Here is a 20,006-nt window from a genome sequence, read left to right on the forward strand (position 1 = left end):
AAATACACCTATTGCACAAATAAAAAATAATAAAGGATTCTCAAATTGCATTATTTTCTCTTTATTTCTTTAGCTTTAGTATTGTCAGCTCTTGATTTGCATTTAGCAATAATAAATGTAATTCTCCTTTTATAAAAACACTTTCAATAGCTTTAACATCTCCGTTGCTAAATCTTACAAAGTCTTTATAGAGCGTTATTTGATCATTATCTTTAGTTAAGATATAACCTTGAGAAGCATCGTAACGAATCGTTTCAACCTCAGAATCATATATATTGCCTACACCAAAAACTTCGACTGACCCATCTTTATTAAGATCTAAAAAGTGAAAATCTAGAGTAGGTCCAAATTGTGATTGATTGGGTAATGGGTTAAATTCAAAATTACCATTACCAATATTTCGAATATAATACGAACTAAAACTAGATGCTTCTAAATGCAAGGCTGATTCAATATTTTCTCTGCCATATATATCCATTATATTGGAGTTCGCAAACTCGCTAAAGGTTCCTATTTTTTTATTCAAAAAAGGGGTTTGTTGCGAAGAGCACTCTTTTCCTCTAATAGGAAATAAAACACCCTCGGATTCTTTGGTAAGCGCCATATCATAGCTCTCATTATCATCGAAGTGATTGGCGTAAATATGAAGTGGTTTTTCTTCTGTTGGATGAAACTTATTGTTTTCTCCAAAATTCCCAACAAAATAATCCTCATCACCATCACCATCATAATCAATAGCTTTTATGGTTTGAAACCAGCCTGCTTTCTCGTTTGTAGGTAAATCGACTTCTTTAAATAGTCCTTTATCATTCTTAAAAATAGTCACTGGCATCCATTCTCCTACAACTATTAAATCTGAATCACCATCATTATCATAATCTGAAAAAATGGCGTCATTAACCAATCCGAGAGTATTGAATGCTTCTGCATGCTTAGATGTAACATTTATAAAAGTTCCATTTCTATTTTCTAATACATAAGATTTCGGAGCTTTTGGATATTGCCCTGAGACTACACGACCTCCAATAAACAAATCTAAATCACCGTCACTATCAAAATCATTTGCTGCTATAGCTTTTGTAATTGTGAGCATTTTTGGCAGCCTGCCTTTTGAAAAGTTTCCTTCGCCATCATTGATGTATAATCTATCTTGAAGCAAGGCACTATGCGCTTCTTGACTATAATTACCTGAAGCCAGATATAAATCTAAATCATTATCACCATCAGCATCAAAAAAGAGCGCATTGTTATCATTATATGCCTTGTCATTTTCAAATAAATTCTGATTTACTTTATAAAAAGAACCCGAATTATTTTGAATGTACAACTCAGCAGGATATCCCATTGTATTTCCAACAAAAAAATCATCCAAGCCATCACTATTTACATCTGCAATTGCTAAGGCATTATCTATTGTAGATTGTTTTTGTGGTAATAACAATTGTAGATTATAGTCATCGAATTTAACAGATCTATGCTTATAACTTATTCCTAAACTGGATGGTGAGACTGATTGGAATAAAGCTTTTTCCGTTTCTTTTTTTGTAGCTGTAATCGTTGCTTCATTATAGGATAAGGTTAAGCTCTGATTTGCTTTTATATTAGTCAATACTTGAGTTTTATTATCGCTCCATATTATTCTTAAGCTATCTATAACTTCAGATTCTCCCAGTCCAAAATTTAACTTATCACTTACTGAGGATTGATAACCTCTGCTAGCATATAATTCTTTGAGTTGTCTTGTTTCTTTTGTATAAACTTCAACACGACTGCCAATACCATTTATATTATTACCAGAACCTTTTAGACTAATTTTTATATAATTAGCTTTAGAATTATTTCTATAAATCGAGGCTTTATCAGACTGGTTATTCAATACCAAATCCAAGTCGCCATCATTATCTAAATCAGCATAAACTGCTCCGTTGGAATTTAGTTTTGCTTCAAATCCAAAATCGAAAGAACTATCACGAAACGTATAGTCCCTATTATTTATAAACATATAGTTTGATAGCTTTGCAGATGGAATTAAGTCTTTAGCTTCATTAAAGGTTTGTTCTCTATTATTTCTAAGATTTTTTCCTAGTATTGTCTGTTTAAAATCTTGATTGGCAATATCTTTTTCGATCCCATTTGTAATGAATATATCGTTAAAACCATCGTTGTCAAAATCTGCAATTAATGGTGCCCAGCTCCAATCTGTCTTAGCTACTCCAGAAAATTGACCAATTTCGGCAAAACTACCATTACCATAATTAAGCTGTAACATATTAGACATATACTGATGATGCCAACCTTTATTTACTATACGGTTAAACTTTGCTGTACTCATTGTAGCCATATTCTCTTTGCCTCTTTTTCTATCGGCAGCCATCATATCTAAAACTAAAAGGTCTGGTTGCAAATCATTATTTATATCAGCGAAATCTGAACCCATACTATTGGCTGACATATGCTTGAACCGTGTAAGAATTTCATCCGTAAAGGTGCCATCTTTATTATTGATATATAGAACATCAGGTTCTAAAAAATCGTTAGCCACATAAATATCTGGCCATGAATCATTATTAAAGTCACCTATTGAAGCACTCAATCCCCAAGCTTTCAACTTTGAAATTCCAGAAGCAGACGACACATTTTTGTAAGTACCATTATCATTATTAAATAAAATATCTCTGCTATCTGTTTTTAAACTTGCTTGCTGTTGCGGACTGAGAATTAAACTGTTAGTATTGGAATCTGTGCTATGGTTTACCAGATACATATCTAAATCACCATCTTTATCATAATCTAAAAAATAGGCTTGCGTAGAAAAGCTATATTCTTTAAGCCCATACTTTAATGCTTCGTCTTTAAACGTATTATCTCTTTGATTTATATAAAGCTTGTTTTGGCGTGCGCTCCTACTATCTAAAGACCCTGATTTACACACATAAATATCTAACCAGCCATCATTATTAATATCTACCATAGTGACTCCTGTCGTCCATCCCTTATCATCTTCTACTTCTGCGTCTTCTGTGATATCTTCGAATACAAAGTTGCCCTTGTTAAGATATAATGTATTTGAACTTTGATTCGAAGTAAAGTAAATATCCTCTAAGCCATCGTTATTAATATCTCCAACTGCAACTCCTCCTCCATTATAGATATAGCTGTAATTTAAAAAATTGAAGTCTACAGTTTCTTCTATTTTGTTTTCAAAATCTATGTTGGAGTGACTTGCCGGAATTTTAGTAAATAAAGTATTTGAGTTATCCTGATAAGGCGTTTTATGATCCTTACAATTGAAGCATATTAGCAATAGTAGAAAAAGATACTTTCTAAAGGCCATTTTTATGAAGTTCTTAAAAGCATCTCTTTGATCGCAGTATGTATGCTCTATTTAACATTAGTTCCCAACCAAAGTATCCGTTCCCAAATACTTGTCATCTTTATTATAATACCAAGCACGTACTTTTGGCATTTTAATACTATTTACACTAGCTTCTTCATTGAGTAATATATATTCGCCAGTATCTGGATTTTCTTTGCCTTTGTCATCGGTTTTAAAGAATTGATAGACTTCCATGGCATAAGTTGTGGGGTCAAAATAAAAGTACCAGACATCACTACCAACAGCTTCGTCGTAAGTGATTTTTAATACCAGATACGCTTTACCTTTAAAAGTTTTCTTTTCAATCGTTTCGCTCAAGTTTGTTCCAGGGTCATTCAGTTTCATTGGCAAACCGTAAAGATACGTATAGTAGTTTTTGTATAGATTGGCTCTATCACAAGACATTCTCTTCTCTTTGGCGCTTACACTATCCAAGACTTTACCATTATATGCCATTATACATTTACTCTTGTCTATTGTATAAGTTGTGGTAATTGAATCTCTTGTTGCCTTAACACTAAAATATTCAGTTGGTAAATTTATCTCGATGACACTAGTGCGTTTTGAAGTATTTGGCGTGGTCATTTCTACTGTAAAAGAGGAATCAAAACTTCCCCATTCATTATTTGGATCATGATAGGAGATACTTTTGTCCAATATTTGTTTTGCTGTAAGGTTTTGACTCAAGCAAGCCATTGATGATAGTATGGTGAGAAAGAACAGGCTAAATTTCATACTTTGATTGTTTCTTTGCAAATTACAAATTAAGCCATAAAAAAAAGCATCCAATGCCGAACTTTACGGGAGGATGCTTTTACTAAATTTAGATAGATTTGTGGATTATTTTGCTTCCATTAAAGCAAAAAACTTGTCTATATTAGGCATTAAAATAATACGTGTTCTACGATTTTTAGCTCTATTTTGTCTTGAGTCATTTTCTACCAAAGGTTGGTAGCTACTGCGACCTGATGCAATCAATTGCTCTGGCGCCACTTTAAACTGCTTTTGTAATTTTCTAACTACAGAGGTAGCACGCAACACACTTAAGTCCCAGTTATCTGCAATTTTCTCAGTGTTAATACTTCTAGAATCCGTATGACCTTCGACCATAACGTCCAAGCTTGGCTCAGAATTAATAACGTCTGCTAATTTTTTTAAGATTTTATCGGCTTTATTTCCAACTCTATAGCTTGCCGTGTTAAACAACATATCATCAGCAATAGAAATCATTACTACAGTTTCATTGATATCTACAACGATATCTTCATCTTCATTTAAATCACTTGTATCTATAGCCTTACTCAAATTATACTGAACAGCTAAGTTCATAGAATCTTTTAATGTTTTAGCATTGGCTAATTTTTCTGGATCCACATTTTGAAGCGTTTCACGCATTTTCTCTTGGCTAAGTCCTGAAGTCACCGTTCCATCCTCAGATAGCTTGAACTTTGCCTTATTTTCAATAGTCAGTCCCTCAACATCCTCATTTAAAGATTGTATTTTAGAATTGTACTCATTAACGCGAGCTTCAATAACTGCGAATTTATTTTCTAGATCTTCCTTTTCTACACGTGTTTTAGTAAGTTCACTTTGTATTTCTCCTTTTTCTTGTTCTAAGGCTAAATATTTTTTCTTTGAAACACAAGAGCTTAGTAAAAGTGCGGTTACAAATAGGATCGAAATTTTTTTCATGTTTAAGTTTTTGGTTAATTGATTCAATACAATTACATATACGTCGAAATTAAACACTTGGATGTTTGAATAATGATTTATTTAAATTTAGTTTTACCCAAATAAAAATGCCCTAGTATTTATACTAAGGCATTGATTTTATTCCGTTTTTAATTTTATTCCTCTTGTTCTGAACTGCTTAGTTGTGCTGGCTCTACAGAACTATCATGAGAATGATAATACTCTTCTAAAAGGTTCATCATTGCAGTGAGTAAATCCTTTGTTTCCAAAAGTAAACTAAAGTATAGCGTTGTGTTTTTAGGACTAGATTCCTCATTTCTGGTCCGCTCCACTTGCTTTTGAATTTTTTCCCTTACCAAATCAAATGCTTTTGACTTGTCGGTCAAGATAGCACCAATCATTTCGAAAGACCTGGATTCGAATGCCGTTTGGGTAGTCTTGAATAATTCTTCTAAATGCTCATCCAAATCCTTAAGCTCTTTAATTTGGCTAAACTTTAGCTTCTTATGATTATTATTAACATGTTTATGACTGGCTTTGGAAATGTATTCCAATGACTGCGTCATATCTTGTAAATGACCTAAAATATTAATATAAAAATTACTAGCTGAGACACTTGGCTCTTCAAGGTTTCGAATAAAATAGAATATATTGTCCTTAAGGTCGTCTACTTCCTTAGACAGTTTATCAATTTGTCTTCTATTCTTTTTAAGTAGTTTTAAATCCTGTATAGCTAAACCGTTGATTGCAGAAGTGTAAATTCTATTACCTCTTTTTACAACGTTAGCGATGTTTGATGCACTCTCATGAATAACACCTTGTGTGGAACTGCTCTCTGCTTTTTCAAGCTGATCTTCTTCACGCATCATTCTAGAACTCTTTCTGTGCGACAAGTAACTTCTAATTAAAAGTAGGACAGCTAAAACTAATAGGCCGACTAAAGCATAACCTTCACCATAATACAAAATATAGGCCATTATGGACGCCGCTACAAAAGCACTGAAAGCCGTAAAAAACCAACCTCCTATAACATTTAGTACACCTGCAACTCTATACACAGCACTTTCACTTCCCCAAGCTCTGTCTGCCAAAGATGTCCCCATAGCTACCATAAAAGTGACATAAGTTGTGGACAAAGGCAACTTCATGGAAGTCGCAATAGAGATGAGTACGCTTGCTACCATCAAATTTACTGCCGCTCTAACCAAGTCAAATGCAGGCATATCTTGTGCCTTTGCTACAATTTTTGGCTTGATGAATTGATTATTGGACCAGTTTTTAAAAGATTCTGGAAGAATGTTATTAACAGCATCGTTGAGGCCAATTGTTAGCCTTACGATGTTCCTAGATAAATAATTAGGTTCAAAACGTTCTTTGGTTTCGTCCTGTCTAGAAAGATCTACCGATGTTTTAACAACAGCCTTAGCTTTACTCGAAAACCAGAGGGTCAAAACCATAATTAAACCAGCAATAAGCAGCAGATAAGGCTCTGTCTGCACAGGTTCTCCCAAGGCTGTCATGACATAGTCAGTAGCTCCCACACCACTTGCCGACCATACCTCGTAAGAATTGTAAGCCGCAATAGGTACACCAATAAAATTTACTAAATCATTTCCTGCAAAAGCCACAGCCAAAGCAAATGTACCTACAATAATAATTAGGGTAAATATTTTAGCATTTAAAAGTCTAATTGCAAGAAAAGATAAAATGGTAAATGTCAAAAAGCTTATACCTATAAAAGTCAAAGGGTTTGAACTCAAAAACTCTTTTACGGATGGTGGCATAAAAGCCGCATTTTTAAGCCCTTTTACAATAATGAAATACATTATCGAAGTAATAGCAAAGCCACTGAAAATTGCGCTGTAAGCGATAGGTTTTTCTTCAAACTTAAAGGATAAAAGAAGCCTTGAAATATATTGTATTACGGCACCAATAGTGAAAGCTACGACTACAGATAGCAATATACCCAGAATAATTTCTATGGCTTTTTCATTATTAATATAATTAGTTAAATCTGCAATGGATTGTGAGTCATCAGAATATACCTTAATTAGTGCTACAGCAACAGACGCTCCTAAAAGTTCAAAAACAATTGATACTGTTGTAGAGGTTGGTAAACCTAAAGTGTTAAAGAAGTCTAGCAAAAGTATGTCCGTGAGCATTACGGCCATAAAAATGACCATAATTTCATTAAACATAAATTCACCAGGATTAAATATACCTTTACGTGCAACTTCCATCATGCCACTTGAAGTCATAGCTCCTACAGCGACACCAATGCTGGCAACAATCATAATGGTCCTAAAGGAAACTGCCTTAGAACCTATTGCAGAATTTAAGAAATTAACAGCATCATTACTTACACCAACCACTAAATCTGCAACGGCCAAAAAAGCCAAAGCAGCAAGCATATAGACATAAAGGTTTTCCATGTAAACAGAAAATAAAATTGCACGCAAAATACTTCAATTATTTTGAATGACACATTATCTAATTGTTATTTTTAGACTTTTAGAATGAATGAGGTTAATAAGAATAATTTTTCTTCAGTCTCTATATTGAATGCCTCAAAACGATATTCCAAACCTAGCTGAAACTTTAGTTTTTCGGAAAAAAGCCAACCCAATTGAGCTGTCGTTCTATGGTCCAATTCAGGCTTCATATTTTTACTTGCACTGAGCAGGGCTTCCATGGATGCTACCAAGTAACTTTCGCCGATATCTAGTTTTTCGCCATTCAGCGGAAAATCCATTGCAAATCGATAGCGAGAACGGAGTATCGTAAAGTCCTCAAGAATCCGCTGTTCAAATCGTATTCTATGTCCAAATCGTAAAGCCAAATTTTTCTTAATATAGTTGAATTGTTGGGTCAATCTTAATTCGTTACTACCACCATCAATAGATTCCCTAACACGATATTGAACTCCCAAACTTAAACTGTGATTATAGTCGAGATTTAAGGTTGAGAAGTGAACAACATCCAACTGCCTATTCTCAAAATTAAAGGTATCATCTTGATATAGATAATATCTAGAGCGTACAGAAAAATTGAACTTATAATCACTACTTAACTGATGATTTAGTGCAATTTCTGTTTCCCCCAAACTTTCAAAATCATTTTGTGAAAAGAGACTCCATCCTAAAAAATAAAAAAGGCTTACAAGAAGAATCTTAGTATAGAACGTGCTCATACGACGTTGGGTTTAGGATTCTAGAATTTTTAAACAGTCCTTTATCATTAAATGTAAATTCTCTAATCTCCCTCCTTTTTTTCTGTCTTACTTCAGCGATGATTTCAAAATTCGGAACTAACAAAGAAGCATCCGATAATGCCTCATTGATAAATTGAGATGCGGATTTCTCGACGCTGTAAACGAATTGCTTTTGGATTTTAATGAGTTTGTGTTTGTCAAATGCTTGTTTCAAAAATCGCTCTATCTCTGTTTTAGATTTCTCTTCAATTCTTTTGAATCTAGTCGTAATTTCAATGTCTTCTATAATGCCATCTTCAGAGAATTCCAAACTGTAACGTTGCTTATTATATTTAAACTTGACCTCAAAACTATGTTTATCTCCATCAGTCTCTTTATAAAATTTAATCCGTTTACAGGCTTCGGGTAGTGCTTGCACAACAGGTATAGCCAACTCAGGAAATTCAGAAATTTTTATACGCTCTTCTCTCTCATTCTTTGTTTGGCCAATTGAGAACTGTGCGAATAGTACCATTGAAAAGCATAGCATCGAAAAATTCAATTTCATTTTATTTTCTATTTAATTGAGAGCATGATATTACTTACTAGTAGATACTTTTATGACTTTTAAAACATGACACATACAAATTTAAGTACGTTGCGCCAGAATTAACGCATAAAAAACCAACAAAAAGCAAGTGATAAAATGATAATTTTTAAAATTATAAAGTATTGATATTCAGATATGTATATTTTTAATGTTAATTTAATGTTACGCAATTGTTGTTTAAATGTAAAAAAAGCACTAGATTTGTTATGTAATCATTAATTAAAGCCCAAATAGATATGAAAAAGATAGTAGTGTTACTAATAATGTTGAGTGTAAGCTTCACCTATGCACAAAAAGAGAGAACATTAAAACTAGATAAAGAAAAGAATTTAATAGAGGTTACTTACTTCCATGACAATGGAGAAGTTAGTCAAACCGGATTTTACACAGTAGAAGGAAAATTGCATGGAGAATGGAGAAGCTATTGTAATGAAGGGAATAAATTGATTGCAGCTAAATATGATAATGGAAAAAAAGTAGGAAAGTGGTTCTACTGGAGTGGAGATACATTGAGAGAAGTAGATTATTCTGATAACGCTGTTGCTAATGTGAGCGAATGGAAGAGTAGTGGAACATCAGTAGCTTCAAATAGATAGAGTACGTTAAACTTATTATATAGAAAAAGCATCCTATTCAGGATGCTTTTTTTGTTTCTCTAATAGGCTTAGAGCGTATTGTTTGCAAAATGCATAATTCTCATATGGAGATTAGTTTCTCGTCCATCCAGAATTCCAAGAATTATAATCCGCACCAGTTCCATTACCAACACCACTAAAGAATGAGTTTTCATCAAAGGCACCATTGGTATCATTCTTTAAAGTCAGCATAACATCATCAAAGGTAATATCTGAGACACTTGTTTCATTAGCAAGTACGCCTATTCCTGTTTCTTCATCATCAAGATCATATCCTTCTTCAAAACCTTGAATTAAAACGTTGTTAAATGTAGCTCTAGTTCCTGCTCTTAATCGGATAGCTTCATTGCCGTTACTTGACCCTAAACCATCAATAGTGATATTATTGATTGTTGGGGCACTCCAAAATACAGGATCTGAATTATTTCCGATATCAGTATTAAAACCATCGCCTTCTATACCTTTATCATGGGATTGTCTATGTTCTATATAAACATCTGTAAGTGTACCTGTAAACCCTTCAGTCCAGTCTACAGAATCATCTTGAGCACCTACTACAGAGATGTGGGAAGCATTAACCGTTCCTCCAAAAAATTCTACACCGTCATCAGCACCTTCAAATGCTTGTATATAATCTATAGTTGTTCCGTTTCCAACGCCATAAAATGAGAAACCGTTATTTTCTGATGCAGCATCAGCAGCACCACCAGAATATTCTACACGTACATATCTTATAATTCCAGAATTGTCATTTATAATACTACCTCCATAAGGTAATCCTCCAATTTCTGAAGTAGATGTTGCATCACCACCAACTACTGAATTTATTGGTGCACGACCTAAGACTATTAGACCACCCCAATCTCCTGGATTTGGTGTTGAAGAATTTGATGTAAATACAATAGGGTTAGAAGATGTTCCTTCTGCATTAATAACACCACCTTGTTGAATAGCTACATAAACATCTGAACCTGTAGTTGCTCTAACGACCACACCTGGTTCTATGGTTAATGTTATGCCTTCTGGTACGATAAGACCACTTGTTAAGTCATAATCAGTTCCAGTTGTAAGCGTTAAATCAGCGTTTAATGTTCCACCTATTTCAGTGCCGGAAGGATCTGATGGTCCGTCACCACCTTGATTAATTGTTACATCTGCAGTGTCATCTGCTGCACAACCAACAACAAAAAGCGTTGCAGCTGCGAATAATCCTAAAAGAAATTTGTTTGTTTTCATTTTGCTTTGAATTAATTTAATGTTCTTTTTTTGATTGTTTTTAAAATTTATACTTCAATTGAATGCTCGCATTAACACCTCTTTTGTAGCTTGATAATGCAAACTCAGAAAGATTTGAATTTAGTCCTAAGTCATTTGCTAATGTGGCATCAAAAGACACATTTTCACGTACACGCTCTATTGTAGGGTTTAATATGTTTTTTACACTAGCGTTAATCTCAAAATTCTTATTGATGGTGTTTTTCCATACGAAGTCTAATGTAGGCACCCCTTTTTCTACAATATTTCCTAACTGTCCAGAACCTAATGCATCAATTCTATCTGAGAAATAAGAAAATACAAGATTGGCAACAGGCTTATATTCTCCAAACGTAGGGCTATAACTTACATCAGCATTAATAAGTATAGGAGATGCACCTTGAAGCTCGTCAGAATCTTTATTAAAGTTGGTGTTAAATGTTCCCGATACGGTTTTTAAATCTTGTTTTGTAGAAGTGTATGTAATATTCATACCCGCCGATAAAATACTATTATCGTCTTCATCTTTAATCAATCTTTTTCTAAGTTCGAGTTCTATTCCAAAAACATCAGCACGGTCACCAGTTCTAAAGAAACGCTGAGTCCCAGTAGCATCATTTGCAGACACTAAGTTTACAGGATCATTAATAGTCTTATTAAAAAGACCTATAGAGAATATTTCACCTCTATTAATAAACCACTCATACTTTAAATCTAAATTTACAATTGTTGAAAATGCAGGGTCATTTAAAAGATCTGGATTACCACCTATACGATCAGTTACATTCTCGTATACAAACGGAGCGACCTCTTTAAATTCAGGATTAGAAACTGTTCTACTAGCTGAAAAGCGCAGGTTTTGATCTTCAGTTAATGCATATTTAACATTTAAACTAGGAAGAAAAAACGTTTCAGTGGCGTCATTACTACCTGGATTATTAAAAGAAAGGTTAATTACGTCGTAACTAATTTCTTGATTAAATTGTTCCACACGTAACCCAGGAACAAGACTCCATTTTTCGCCTATTTGATAAGTAGCATCCGCATATAATGCATGTACATTAAGATTACCCTTATATGCGTTTTCCACTTGACCAGGTAAGTTCTCTCTTTCTAAACCAGGCAATGGACGGAATACACTTGTATTGTATAACACACCTTGATTCTCTATAGAGAAAAAGGCATCCAAATTATTGACATCTTCAATTTCTGTGAATGGATTAATAATTTCATAACCATAACGTTGGTTATCGAAAGTACGTTCTTTTATACGTCCGTTATAACCGAAGTTAAATTTTAAGTTTTCTGATTGCTCGTAACTTAGATTGACACGAGCGTTGAATTCACTATCTTCAATATTCTGAAAATACCGTTGATTATCAAAGTCTACATTCCTGTAGAAAATAGCATTTGTAGATGGGTCGTTATCAAGTGTGTTTTCAAATCGTTCAAGAGCTATACGCTTACGATCGGGTTGTCTAGCAAGTACATTATTGTATCCTAAACCATAATCTAGTTTTAGTTTTTCGTTAATAGTACTAGTACCTAAAATTTGATTAACGAAAATCATATCTTGTTCAAACTGCACGTTCTGCGTAAAGAAACCAAAGTCATCATTGTCAGCTATAGTGTTACGGTTATAACCTCGACCATCAATCCCGAAACGTCCAACCTCGTCTGTAGCATCATTAATAAACAATGAATTAAATTTTATTTTATGATCATTGTTAATTCTGTATACAACATTTGCCATTGCTGTTGTATTTCGTGAGAACTCAAACTCTTCTGAATCTTGAAATATTTGATTTGCAGCGGCAGTTACATTAGCAAATTGTCCCCTTCTGTATTCAAAGCTACTTCCAAAAGCAGCTGTAGCAAAAACACTTAAACGTGATTCTTCCCCAAGTTGCCAGGACTTACCACCAGAGATACTTCCTTCTATACCAGAAGCTCCATCGATATTTTGTGGATCTACACCGTGAGACAAAATAACGGCATACGGATTATTACGATAGCGGTTATAAAATCCAAAATAGCCAGTTCCTTCACTTTTAACAAAGTTTTCACCAATGGCATTTGAGTTAAAGTTTGAGCCTAAATTAACATCTAAGAAAAAATCGCCTGTATACTCTTTCGCAACAACATCTACATTACCGGCTGCAAAGTCACCATAAAAATTGGCTGCATACGTTTTACTTACTCCTACATTTTGAATAACATCAGATGAGAAAAGATTAAGATCCATATTCTTTTTCTCAATATCATTGGCAGGAAGTGTAAGGCCGTTATAAGTAGTATTTAAATAGCGATCTCCAAGACCACGAACATAGACATTACCCCCTCCTTCTTGTTTAGAAATACCAGATATTTTAGTGACAGCACCTGCGGCATCGCTTACACCTTTTCTTGATAATTCTACTGCACCAATACTCTGCTTTATAGTAACTGCCTTTTTTTGATCTAATAGAAGTGCATTTTCACTTTCTTTTCTTGCAGTGACGGGTTCTAAAACCACCTCATCTAAAGCCGCTGCACTAGCCATCATCGTTACATTAACAGTTGTAACTTCTCCAGCTACAACCACAGCATTTATTTCTTGGGTTTCATAACCTACAAAACTAAATACCAACGTATAAGTACCTACTTCTAAGTCTTCAAATGTATAAAGTCCATCAATATCTGACGTCGTACCCGTAGTAGTACCCTTAATTAAAACATTAGCAAATGGCAAAGGTTCATTATTGTACTCCTTGTCAATTAATTTACCAGCTATTGCACCCGTATTTTGAGCAAAAGAATATGCTGTTATTAATAATATGAGTATAAATTGTAATTGTCTCATTAGTCTTTTAAAATTGATGCTGCAAAGAAACTGCGATAGGATGGTTTAGAGGTTAATCAAAAATTAAAGATTTGTAATCAAAAGGTTAGCTTACTGTTAGCTTAACATTAAGGAAAAACAGTATTTAGGATACAATTTGGTAACATTGGTTTTAACAAAATCTAACTAAGGGATTTGCAACCAATTCTATAGCAATTTCTCTATCTTGCAGGTTTAATTTTGAGATTATGAATTGGGAGCAATTACTATCCTTAAAACGCTTTGGCGACACCAATAAAAGACTGAGGAAAGAGCAGGATGAAACTCGTTTGGGCTTTGAGGTGGATTATGACCGTATTATCTTTTCATCAGAATTTAGAGGTCTTCAAGACAAAACTCAAGTCGTCCCTTTATCCAAGACCGATTTTGTACATACACGATTAACGCATAGTTTAGAAGTAAGTGTTGTTGGAAGATCCTTGGGACGAAAAGTAGGCCAATTACTTTTGAAAAAACATCCACATCTCGACAGTGTTCATGGCTATAAGATGAATGATTTTGGCGCCATAGTAGCTGCTGCAGCTTTAGCTCATGATATTGGCAATCCTCCTTTTGGACATTCTGGTGAAAAGGCTATAGGCGCTTATTTTAAAGATGGCAAAGGCGAAGCATTTAAATCGCACTTGACCGGTAAAGAATATCAAGATCTTTGTGATTTTGAAGGTAATGCCAATGGCTTTAAAATCTTAACCGAAAGTAGAATAGGTAGGTCAGGAGGATTACGATTGAGTTATGCCACGCTAGGCGCATTTATGAAATACCCGAAAGAATCCTTGCCTAAAAAACCTACTAAGCATATTATAGATAAGAAATATGGTTTTTTTCAAAGCGAAAAACACATGTTTGAAGAGGTAGCTTCTGAATTAGGCTTAATAAGAAGAAGCAATGATCATTTAAGCTTCAATAGACATCCTTTGGCGTATTTGGTAGAAGCAGCTGACGATATTTGCTATACCATAATAGATTTTGAAGATGGTATTAACCTTGGACTTATTGAAGAAGACTATGCGTTGGAATATTTAATCAAACTCGTAAAAGAGAAGATTATTACTAAGAACTATAATGCACTAGAGACTACTGAAGACCGTGTCAGTTATTTACGTGCTTTAGCAATTAGTACATTGATTGATGAAGCTGTCTCAATTTTCATGAAATATGAAGAACAGATACTAGCAGGTAATTTTGAAACTGCACTTTTAGATCTAAGCCAATACAAGGCACAAATTAAGGATATCATTAATTTGAGTATCAAGAATGTGTATCGCTCAAAAGATGTCATCAATAAAGAAATTGCTGGTTATGAAATCCTAAATCAATTATTGAATGCCTACGGAAGATTAGCTAATAACTACTATGAAGACAATTTATCAAGTTATGATAAACTACTTTTGAATTTTCTTCCAGAACAAGTGAAACTAACCAATGAATCTCTATATAAAAACCTACTCAACATTTGTTTATATATTTCAAAATTATCTGATACCAACGCCATGTTGCTACATCAAAAATTGAAAGGGAATATTATTTAAAAATGCATTTCATCGAATAAATTTGTTTTTTAACGATATAATGTATTTATTTACTTCATAGTTAACCACTTAACAACCTACTTATGAGAAATAATATACTTGGAGGCTTAGTCATTTTTTTTGTTGTAGTAACATGCCTTTTAATGATCGATGATATTTCGAACACTAAAGAAGAACAAATTCAGTATCAAAATGTTGAAACTTTAGATCAACAAGAGGAACAACAAACCGACTTAGCTGTCCTTGACGAGGACGAGGAGTAATTCTTCAATCTTACGTTTTAATGAGTCCGAATCCAATTGCTGTAGCTTATGCAATTGGTCAACAGTGCCATGCTCTATAAATTCGTCTTTAATACCTAAAGTTGTCACTGGTTTTTTATAGTTATTCTTACTAGTAAAAGCTAAAATCGAACTACCAAAACCGCCTATTATGGTGCCATCTTCAATGGTCACTACAGCCTTATACGTTTTAAAAATTGAATGCAATAAAGTTTCATCTAGAGGTTTAACAAATTGCATGTCGTAATGCGATACATTTAAATCAGTTGTCACCTCTTCCACTACTTTGGCCATAATACCTACGGAGAGTATTGCAATATCTTCTCCTTGTTTCATACAATTACCTTTGCCAATTTCAATCGTCTCAAAAGGCAGTTTCCAATCTAAAATATGTCCTCTCCCACGTGGATAACGAATTGCAATCGGAAAATCAATACCTAATTGAACCGTGTACATGATATTTCTAAGTGCAATCGCGTCTCTAGGCACAAAAATGACTAAATTAGGAATGCAATTCAAATACGCTAAATCAAAAACACCGTGATGTGTTGCGCCATCTTCACCAACTAGTCCTGCTCTATCCAAACAAAAAATCACAGGCAAATTTTGTAATGCTACGTCATGTATCACCTGATCGTACGCGCGCTGTAAAAATGTTGAATAAATATTACAAAATGGAATTAAACCTTGAGTTGCCATTCCTGCCGCTAAGGTCACAGCATGCTGTTCTGCGATACCAACATCAAAAGCACGTTCCGGAATTTTATCCATCATATATTTTAGAGAACTTCCTGTTGGCATAGCCGGTGTGATACCAACAATTCTTTCGTTCTTAAACGCAAGTTCTACTATAGTCTCACCAAATACATCCTGATACTTTGGAGGTTGCCTCATAGCAGATTTAGCAGGAAGTTCACCTGTCTTAGCATCGAATTTTCCAGGTGCATGATATTTAACTTGATCCTGTTCTGCTTGTTTTAAACCTTTGCCCTTAGTGGTAATAACATGCAACAACTTAGGTCCTTTTACCGATTTCAAACGCTCTAATTCTGAAATTAATAAGGGTAAGTCGTGGCCATCAATGGGTCCAGAGTAATCAAAATTTAAGGCCTCAAAAATATTATCTTGCCTTTCAGTACCCTTTTTTACATTGGTCAAATATTGTTTTAAAGCTCCTACACTTGGATCAATTCCAATGGCATTATCGTTTAAAATCACCAATAGATTAGCATCAGTAACTCCTGCGTGATTGAGCCCCTCAAAAGCCATACCGCTAGCGATAGATGCATCACCAATTACTGCTATATGATTTTTGTCTTCTCCCTTGAGTTTCGAAGCAATTGCCATGCCCAATGCTGCAGAGATTGAGGTCGAGGAATGTCCTACACCAAAAGCATCATAATTACTTTCGCTTCGTTTTGGAAAGCCACTAATACCGTTAAGTTGTCGGTTGGTTTCAAAACTATCTTTTCTACCAGTTAAGATTTTGTGTCCGTAAGCTTGATGGCCAACATCCCAAATCAATAAATCCTCAGGTGTGTTGAATACATAGTGCAAAGCAATGGTCAATTCTACAACACCCAAGCTGGCACCTAAATGACCTTCTTTAGTCGCTACGATATTAATTATGAATTCTCGTAGCTCTTTCGCTAAATGAGGCAAATTTTCTACCTGGAGTTCACGAACATCCTTAGGGAAATTGATATGTTTTAAAGTGGTCTGAGACACAAAGCAAAGCTACAACAATTAACAAATATTTCTAGAGCAATAAGTCTATTTCATTTCTTAACTTTACATGATTGATTTTACGCCGCATATAGACTATTCAGCTTTACGAATAAGTAAAAATTAGTTGTAAGACTAGGTGGATTATTTCGACTAGAATCAACTACTATTACCAATACTATGAAAAAGAAAACCTTGAGCCTAATGCTAATGCAATTAGCCTTAGCAACTTTACCTATATTCAGTCAAAATAGTCTACAATCTACAACATATGGTGAATTGATTATCAGCTATTTAGAAAATCAAAAATCAAAATTCGATTTCTTAGAAGAAGATTTAAAGGATTTAGTTGTAGCTAATACCTATTATTCTAAAAATACTGATATCACCCAAGTTTATATTAATCAGACTTTTGACAACATTAGAATTTTCAACGCTATTTCGAGTATCGCTATTAAAAATGATAAAGTATTTTATTACTCTAACAGATTTTTAAGCAGTATTGCCAATAAAATAAATACAACATCACCTTCTTTCTCTCCAGATTTAGCAATTAAAAAAATTGCGATGCAACTAGAATTGGGTGATCTCGAAAACATGGAGCAATTAGCTAACAATAGCAGTAGCTATAGATTTTCTAATGCTGGTATTTCAACACAAGATATAATAGTTGAATTAGTTTTTATAGAGAAGAATGACAGTCTGCTATTAGCCTGGGATACAATCATATATACAGACAAGCATTGGTGGAGCGTAAGAATCGATGCTACCACAAACGAAATCATAGAATATAATGATCTAATATTATCATGTGTTTTCGAAAAAGAACATAGCTCTGAAGCACATTCAAACCAATTAAATTTTAATACTCTTATTACATCGCCTGAATCTGTCATAGTTGATGGTTCTAGTTATAATGTTTTTCCGCTTCCAATAGAGAGCCCTAATCATGGATCAAGACAGATAGTAACGAATCCCGCAAGTACTGACGCTTCTCCTTTTGGCTGGCATGATGATGATGGTATTTCAGGAGCAGATTACACGATTACTAGAGGTAATAATGTTTGGGCAAAGGAAGATAATAAGGGAAATAATTCGATTTCTAGTTTTGCACCTGATGGCACATTATCGTTGAGCTTTGATTATCCTTTGGAATTTAATCTATCTCCATTAGATTATCAAGAAGCTGCAATTACAAATTTGTTTTACTTAAATAATATGATGCATGACATATGGTTTCATCACGGATTCGATGAAGTCTCTGGAAATTTTCAAACTACAAATTATAGTAATCAAGGCTTTGGAGACGATTTTGTTTTTGCTGATGCCCAAGATGGAAGCCGTTTCAATAATGCTAATTTTGGCACACCTCCAGATGGTTTTAACCCAAGAATGCAAATGTTTTTATGGTCACCTCCAGGAGTCAGCACTAACAATCAGGTTACTGTAGAAAATGGGAGTTTAACAGGTACTTATGAAGGTGTTGGTGCATCATTTGGTGAACGTTTGTCTTCTGTCCCAATTATGTCTGAAGTAATCTTAGTAACTGATGCTGGAATAGATATGTATGATGCTTGTGAAAGTATTACCAATGTAGCTTCACTCAATGGAAATATTGCAATTATAAGAAGAGGAAATTGCGAATTCGGTGCTAAAGTACTTGCCGCAGAAAATGCTGGTGCCATTGCTGTAATTGTGGTTAATAATGAACCTGGTGATGCCTTTGCTATGGCTCCTGGAGCTGTTGGCGATTTGGTATCCATACCTGCTTTGATGCTTACACAAGGAGAAGGAGAAGCACTAATAACTGCCCTTATTAATGGGGAGACTATTACTACCCGTTTGCAGGGGCCAGATATTACAGATTTTATTGATGGAGACTTTGATAATGTTATCATAGCTCACGAATATGGGCATGGGATCTCAAACAGATTGACAGGTGGACCAGCTGCTGCTGGTTGTTTACAAAACGCCGAACAAATGGGAGAGGGTTGGTCTGATTGGTTTGGATTAATGATAACCATGAAATCTACAGATCTTCCAGAAGACACTCGCGGCATAGGCACCTTCGCCATAAGTCAACCTACAAATGGCAACGGTATTCGTCCCGCTACCTACACCACGGATTTTAATATTAACAGCTTTACTTACAGTGACACAAACAATACAGATCTTAGTAGACCACATGGTATTGGTTTTGTTTGGGCTACGGTCCTCTGGGATTTAACTTGGGCATATATAGACAAATACGGTTTTGATTCTGATTTATATAACGGAAATGGTGGCAATAACCGTGTCATGAAGTTGGTTATTGATGGTCTAAAATTACAACCTTGTAGTCCAGGTTTTATAGATGGCAGAGATGCGCTATTGGCGGCTGATATGGCTACCACAGGAGGAGAAAATCAATGCATGATTTGGGAAGTTTTTGCTGCTCGTGGATTAGGGTTTAATGCTCAACAGGGAAATACGGATTCTAGAACTGATCAAATTGAAGATTTTACAGTACCTCCAAGCAATACTCCTACATTGGCAAATTGTTCTAGTTTAAGTACTGATAAGTTCTCAGAAGATGATGTAAAGATTTTTCCAAACCCAACACAAACCCAATTATCAATTTCAACATCTAAGAATTTAGGTAACGTAACCATTACCTTATTAGATACTAATGGTAGAGTAGTTTTTCTATTGCAAAAGGAACTATTCAATACAATTACCTTAGACACTAGTCAATTGCAAACAGGATTGTATATCTTAAATATAAAAAATAGTAACTTTAGCCACAACACAAAGGTCATTAAGGACTAATTAGTTTTGACACTTCAATGTATTT

The 20,006-nt window shown here is 34.4% G+C and carries 13 protein-coding genes; 4 read left to right on the forward strand and 9 right to left on the reverse strand.

The window, feature by feature from the left end:
- Positions 1-61: 61 nt before the first annotated feature.
- The 6 genes from H7F21_RS00575 to H7F21_RS00600 form a co-directional block, all read right to left on the reverse strand.
- Positions 62-3,334 carry a VCBS repeat-containing protein gene (locus H7F21_RS00575; protein ID WP_185787299.1) on the reverse strand — a complete coding sequence of 1,091 codons (3,273 nt, stop codon included), beginning with the start codon at positions 3,332-3,334 and terminating at the stop codon, positions 62-64.
- 57 nt (positions 3,335-3,391) lie between these two features.
- Positions 3,392-4,111, reverse strand: a complete 720-nt coding sequence (locus tag H7F21_RS00580) for a DUF6503 family protein (protein WP_185787300.1) — start codon at positions 4,109-4,111, stop codon at positions 3,392-3,394.
- A 105-nt stretch (positions 4,112-4,216) separates the two neighbouring features.
- Positions 4,217-5,068 carry an OmpA/MotB family protein gene (locus H7F21_RS00585; RefSeq protein ID WP_185787301.1) on the reverse strand — a complete coding sequence of 284 codons (852 nt, stop codon included), beginning with the start codon at positions 5,066-5,068 and terminating at the stop codon, positions 4,217-4,219.
- Between the two features lie 155 nt (positions 5,069-5,223).
- Entirely contained in the window at positions 5,224-7,500 is a 2,277-nt protein-coding gene (locus H7F21_RS00590) for an inorganic phosphate transporter (RefSeq protein ID WP_185787302.1), read from the reverse strand.
- A gap of 71 nt (positions 7,501-7,571) precedes the next feature.
- Positions 7,572-8,258: a DUF2490 domain-containing protein gene (locus H7F21_RS00595; RefSeq protein ID WP_185787303.1), complete on the reverse strand. Its 687-nt coding sequence runs from the start codon at positions 8,256-8,258 to the stop codon at positions 7,572-7,574.
- Entirely contained in the window at positions 8,239-8,826 is a 588-nt protein-coding gene (locus H7F21_RS00600) for a hypothetical protein (protein WP_185787304.1), read from the reverse strand. The genes H7F21_RS00595 and H7F21_RS00600 overlap by 20 nt, the downstream gene beginning before the upstream one ends.
- Positions 8,827-9,119: 293 nt before the next feature.
- Between H7F21_RS00600 and H7F21_RS00605 the strand changes: the two genes are divergently transcribed.
- Positions 9,120-9,464 (forward strand): toxin-antitoxin system YwqK family antitoxin, encoded by a 345-nt coding sequence (locus tag H7F21_RS00605; RefSeq protein WP_343067381.1) that lies wholly within the window; start codon positions 9,120-9,122, stop codon positions 9,462-9,464.
- Positions 9,465-9,575: 111 nt separating this feature from the next.
- On the opposite strand, the gene H7F21_RS00610 is transcribed toward H7F21_RS00605, so the two are convergent.
- Together H7F21_RS00610 and H7F21_RS00615 are read right to left on the reverse strand one after the other, a co-directional pair.
- On the reverse strand, positions 9,576-10,739 hold the full coding sequence (locus H7F21_RS00610) for a multidrug transporter (RefSeq protein WP_185787306.1): 1,164 nt from the start codon (positions 10,737-10,739) through the stop codon (positions 9,576-9,578).
- Between the two features lie 40 nt (positions 10,740-10,779).
- Complete coding sequence (locus H7F21_RS00615) at positions 10,780-13,599, reverse strand: TonB-dependent receptor (RefSeq protein WP_185787307.1); 2,820 nt, start codon at positions 13,597-13,599, stop codon at positions 10,780-10,782.
- 227 nt (positions 13,600-13,826) lie between these two features.
- On the opposite strand from H7F21_RS00615, the gene H7F21_RS00620 reads away from it, so the two are divergent.
- Both H7F21_RS00620 and H7F21_RS00625 read left to right on the forward strand, forming a co-directional pair.
- Positions 13,827-15,167 carry a deoxyguanosinetriphosphate triphosphohydrolase gene (locus H7F21_RS00620; protein ID WP_185787308.1) on the forward strand — a complete coding sequence of 447 codons (1,341 nt, stop codon included), beginning with the start codon at positions 13,827-13,829 and terminating at the stop codon, positions 15,165-15,167.
- Positions 15,168-15,250: 83 nt separating this feature from the next.
- On the forward strand, positions 15,251-15,430 hold the full coding sequence (locus H7F21_RS00625; protein ID WP_185787309.1) for a hypothetical protein: 180 nt from the start codon (positions 15,251-15,253) through the stop codon (positions 15,428-15,430).
- Here the strand turns inward: H7F21_RS00625 and H7F21_RS00630 are convergent.
- Positions 15,401-17,176, reverse strand: a complete 1,776-nt coding sequence (locus tag H7F21_RS00630; protein ID WP_185787310.1) for a 1-deoxy-D-xylulose-5-phosphate synthase — start codon at positions 17,174-17,176, stop codon at positions 15,401-15,403. The two genes, H7F21_RS00625 and H7F21_RS00630, sit on opposite strands and share 30 nt — an antisense overlap.
- 177 nt (positions 17,177-17,353) lie before the next feature.
- On the opposite strand from H7F21_RS00630, the gene H7F21_RS00635 reads away from it, so the two are divergent.
- Positions 17,354-19,981 carry a T9SS-dependent M36 family metallopeptidase gene (locus H7F21_RS00635; RefSeq protein ID WP_185787311.1) on the forward strand — a complete coding sequence of 876 codons (2,628 nt, stop codon included), beginning with the start codon at positions 17,354-17,356 and terminating at the stop codon, positions 19,979-19,981.
- Positions 19,982-20,006 lie beyond the last annotated feature (25 nt).

Source organism: Winogradskyella flava (genome assembly GCF_014243395.1).
Taxonomy (GTDB): domain Bacteria; phylum Bacteroidota; class Bacteroidia; order Flavobacteriales; family Flavobacteriaceae; genus Winogradskyella; species Winogradskyella flava.

Bases quoted from the DNA above. Each gene is read 5' to 3' on its own strand.
- H7F21_RS00575 (WP_185787299.1), bottom strand. From the start codon at position 3,334: ATGGCCTTTAGAAAGTATCTTTTTCTACTATTGCTAATATGCTTCAAT.
- H7F21_RS00580 (WP_185787300.1), bottom strand. From the start codon at position 4,111: ATGAAATTTAGCCTGTTCTTTCTCACCATACTATCATCAATGGCTTGC.
- H7F21_RS00585 (WP_185787301.1), bottom strand. From the start codon at position 5,068: ATGAAAAAAATTTCGATCCTATTTGTAACCGCACTTTTACTAAGCTCT.
- H7F21_RS00590 (WP_185787302.1), bottom strand. From the start codon at position 7,500: ATGGAAAACCTTTATGTCTATATGCTTGCTGCTTTGGCTTTTTTGGCC.
- H7F21_RS00595 (WP_185787303.1), bottom strand. From the start codon at position 8,258: ATGAGCACGTTCTATACTAAGATTCTTCTTGTAAGCCTTTTTTATTTT.
- H7F21_RS00600 (WP_185787304.1), bottom strand. From the start codon at position 8,826: ATGAAATTGAATTTTTCGATGCTATGCTTTTCAATGGTACTATTCGCA.
- H7F21_RS00610 (WP_185787306.1), bottom strand. From the start codon at position 10,739: ATGAAAACAAACAAATTTCTTTTAGGATTATTCGCAGCTGCAACGCTT.
- H7F21_RS00615 (WP_185787307.1), bottom strand. From the start codon at position 13,599: ATGAGACAATTACAATTTATACTCATATTATTAATAACAGCATATTCT.
- H7F21_RS00620 (WP_185787308.1), top strand. From the start codon at position 13,827: ATGAATTGGGAGCAATTACTATCCTTAAAACGCTTTGGCGACACCAAT.
- H7F21_RS00625 (WP_185787309.1), top strand. From the start codon at position 15,251: ATGAGAAATAATATACTTGGAGGCTTAGTCATTTTTTTTGTTGTAGTA.
- H7F21_RS00635 (WP_185787311.1), top strand. From the start codon at position 17,354: ATGAAAAAGAAAACCTTGAGCCTAATGCTAATGCAATTAGCCTTAGCA.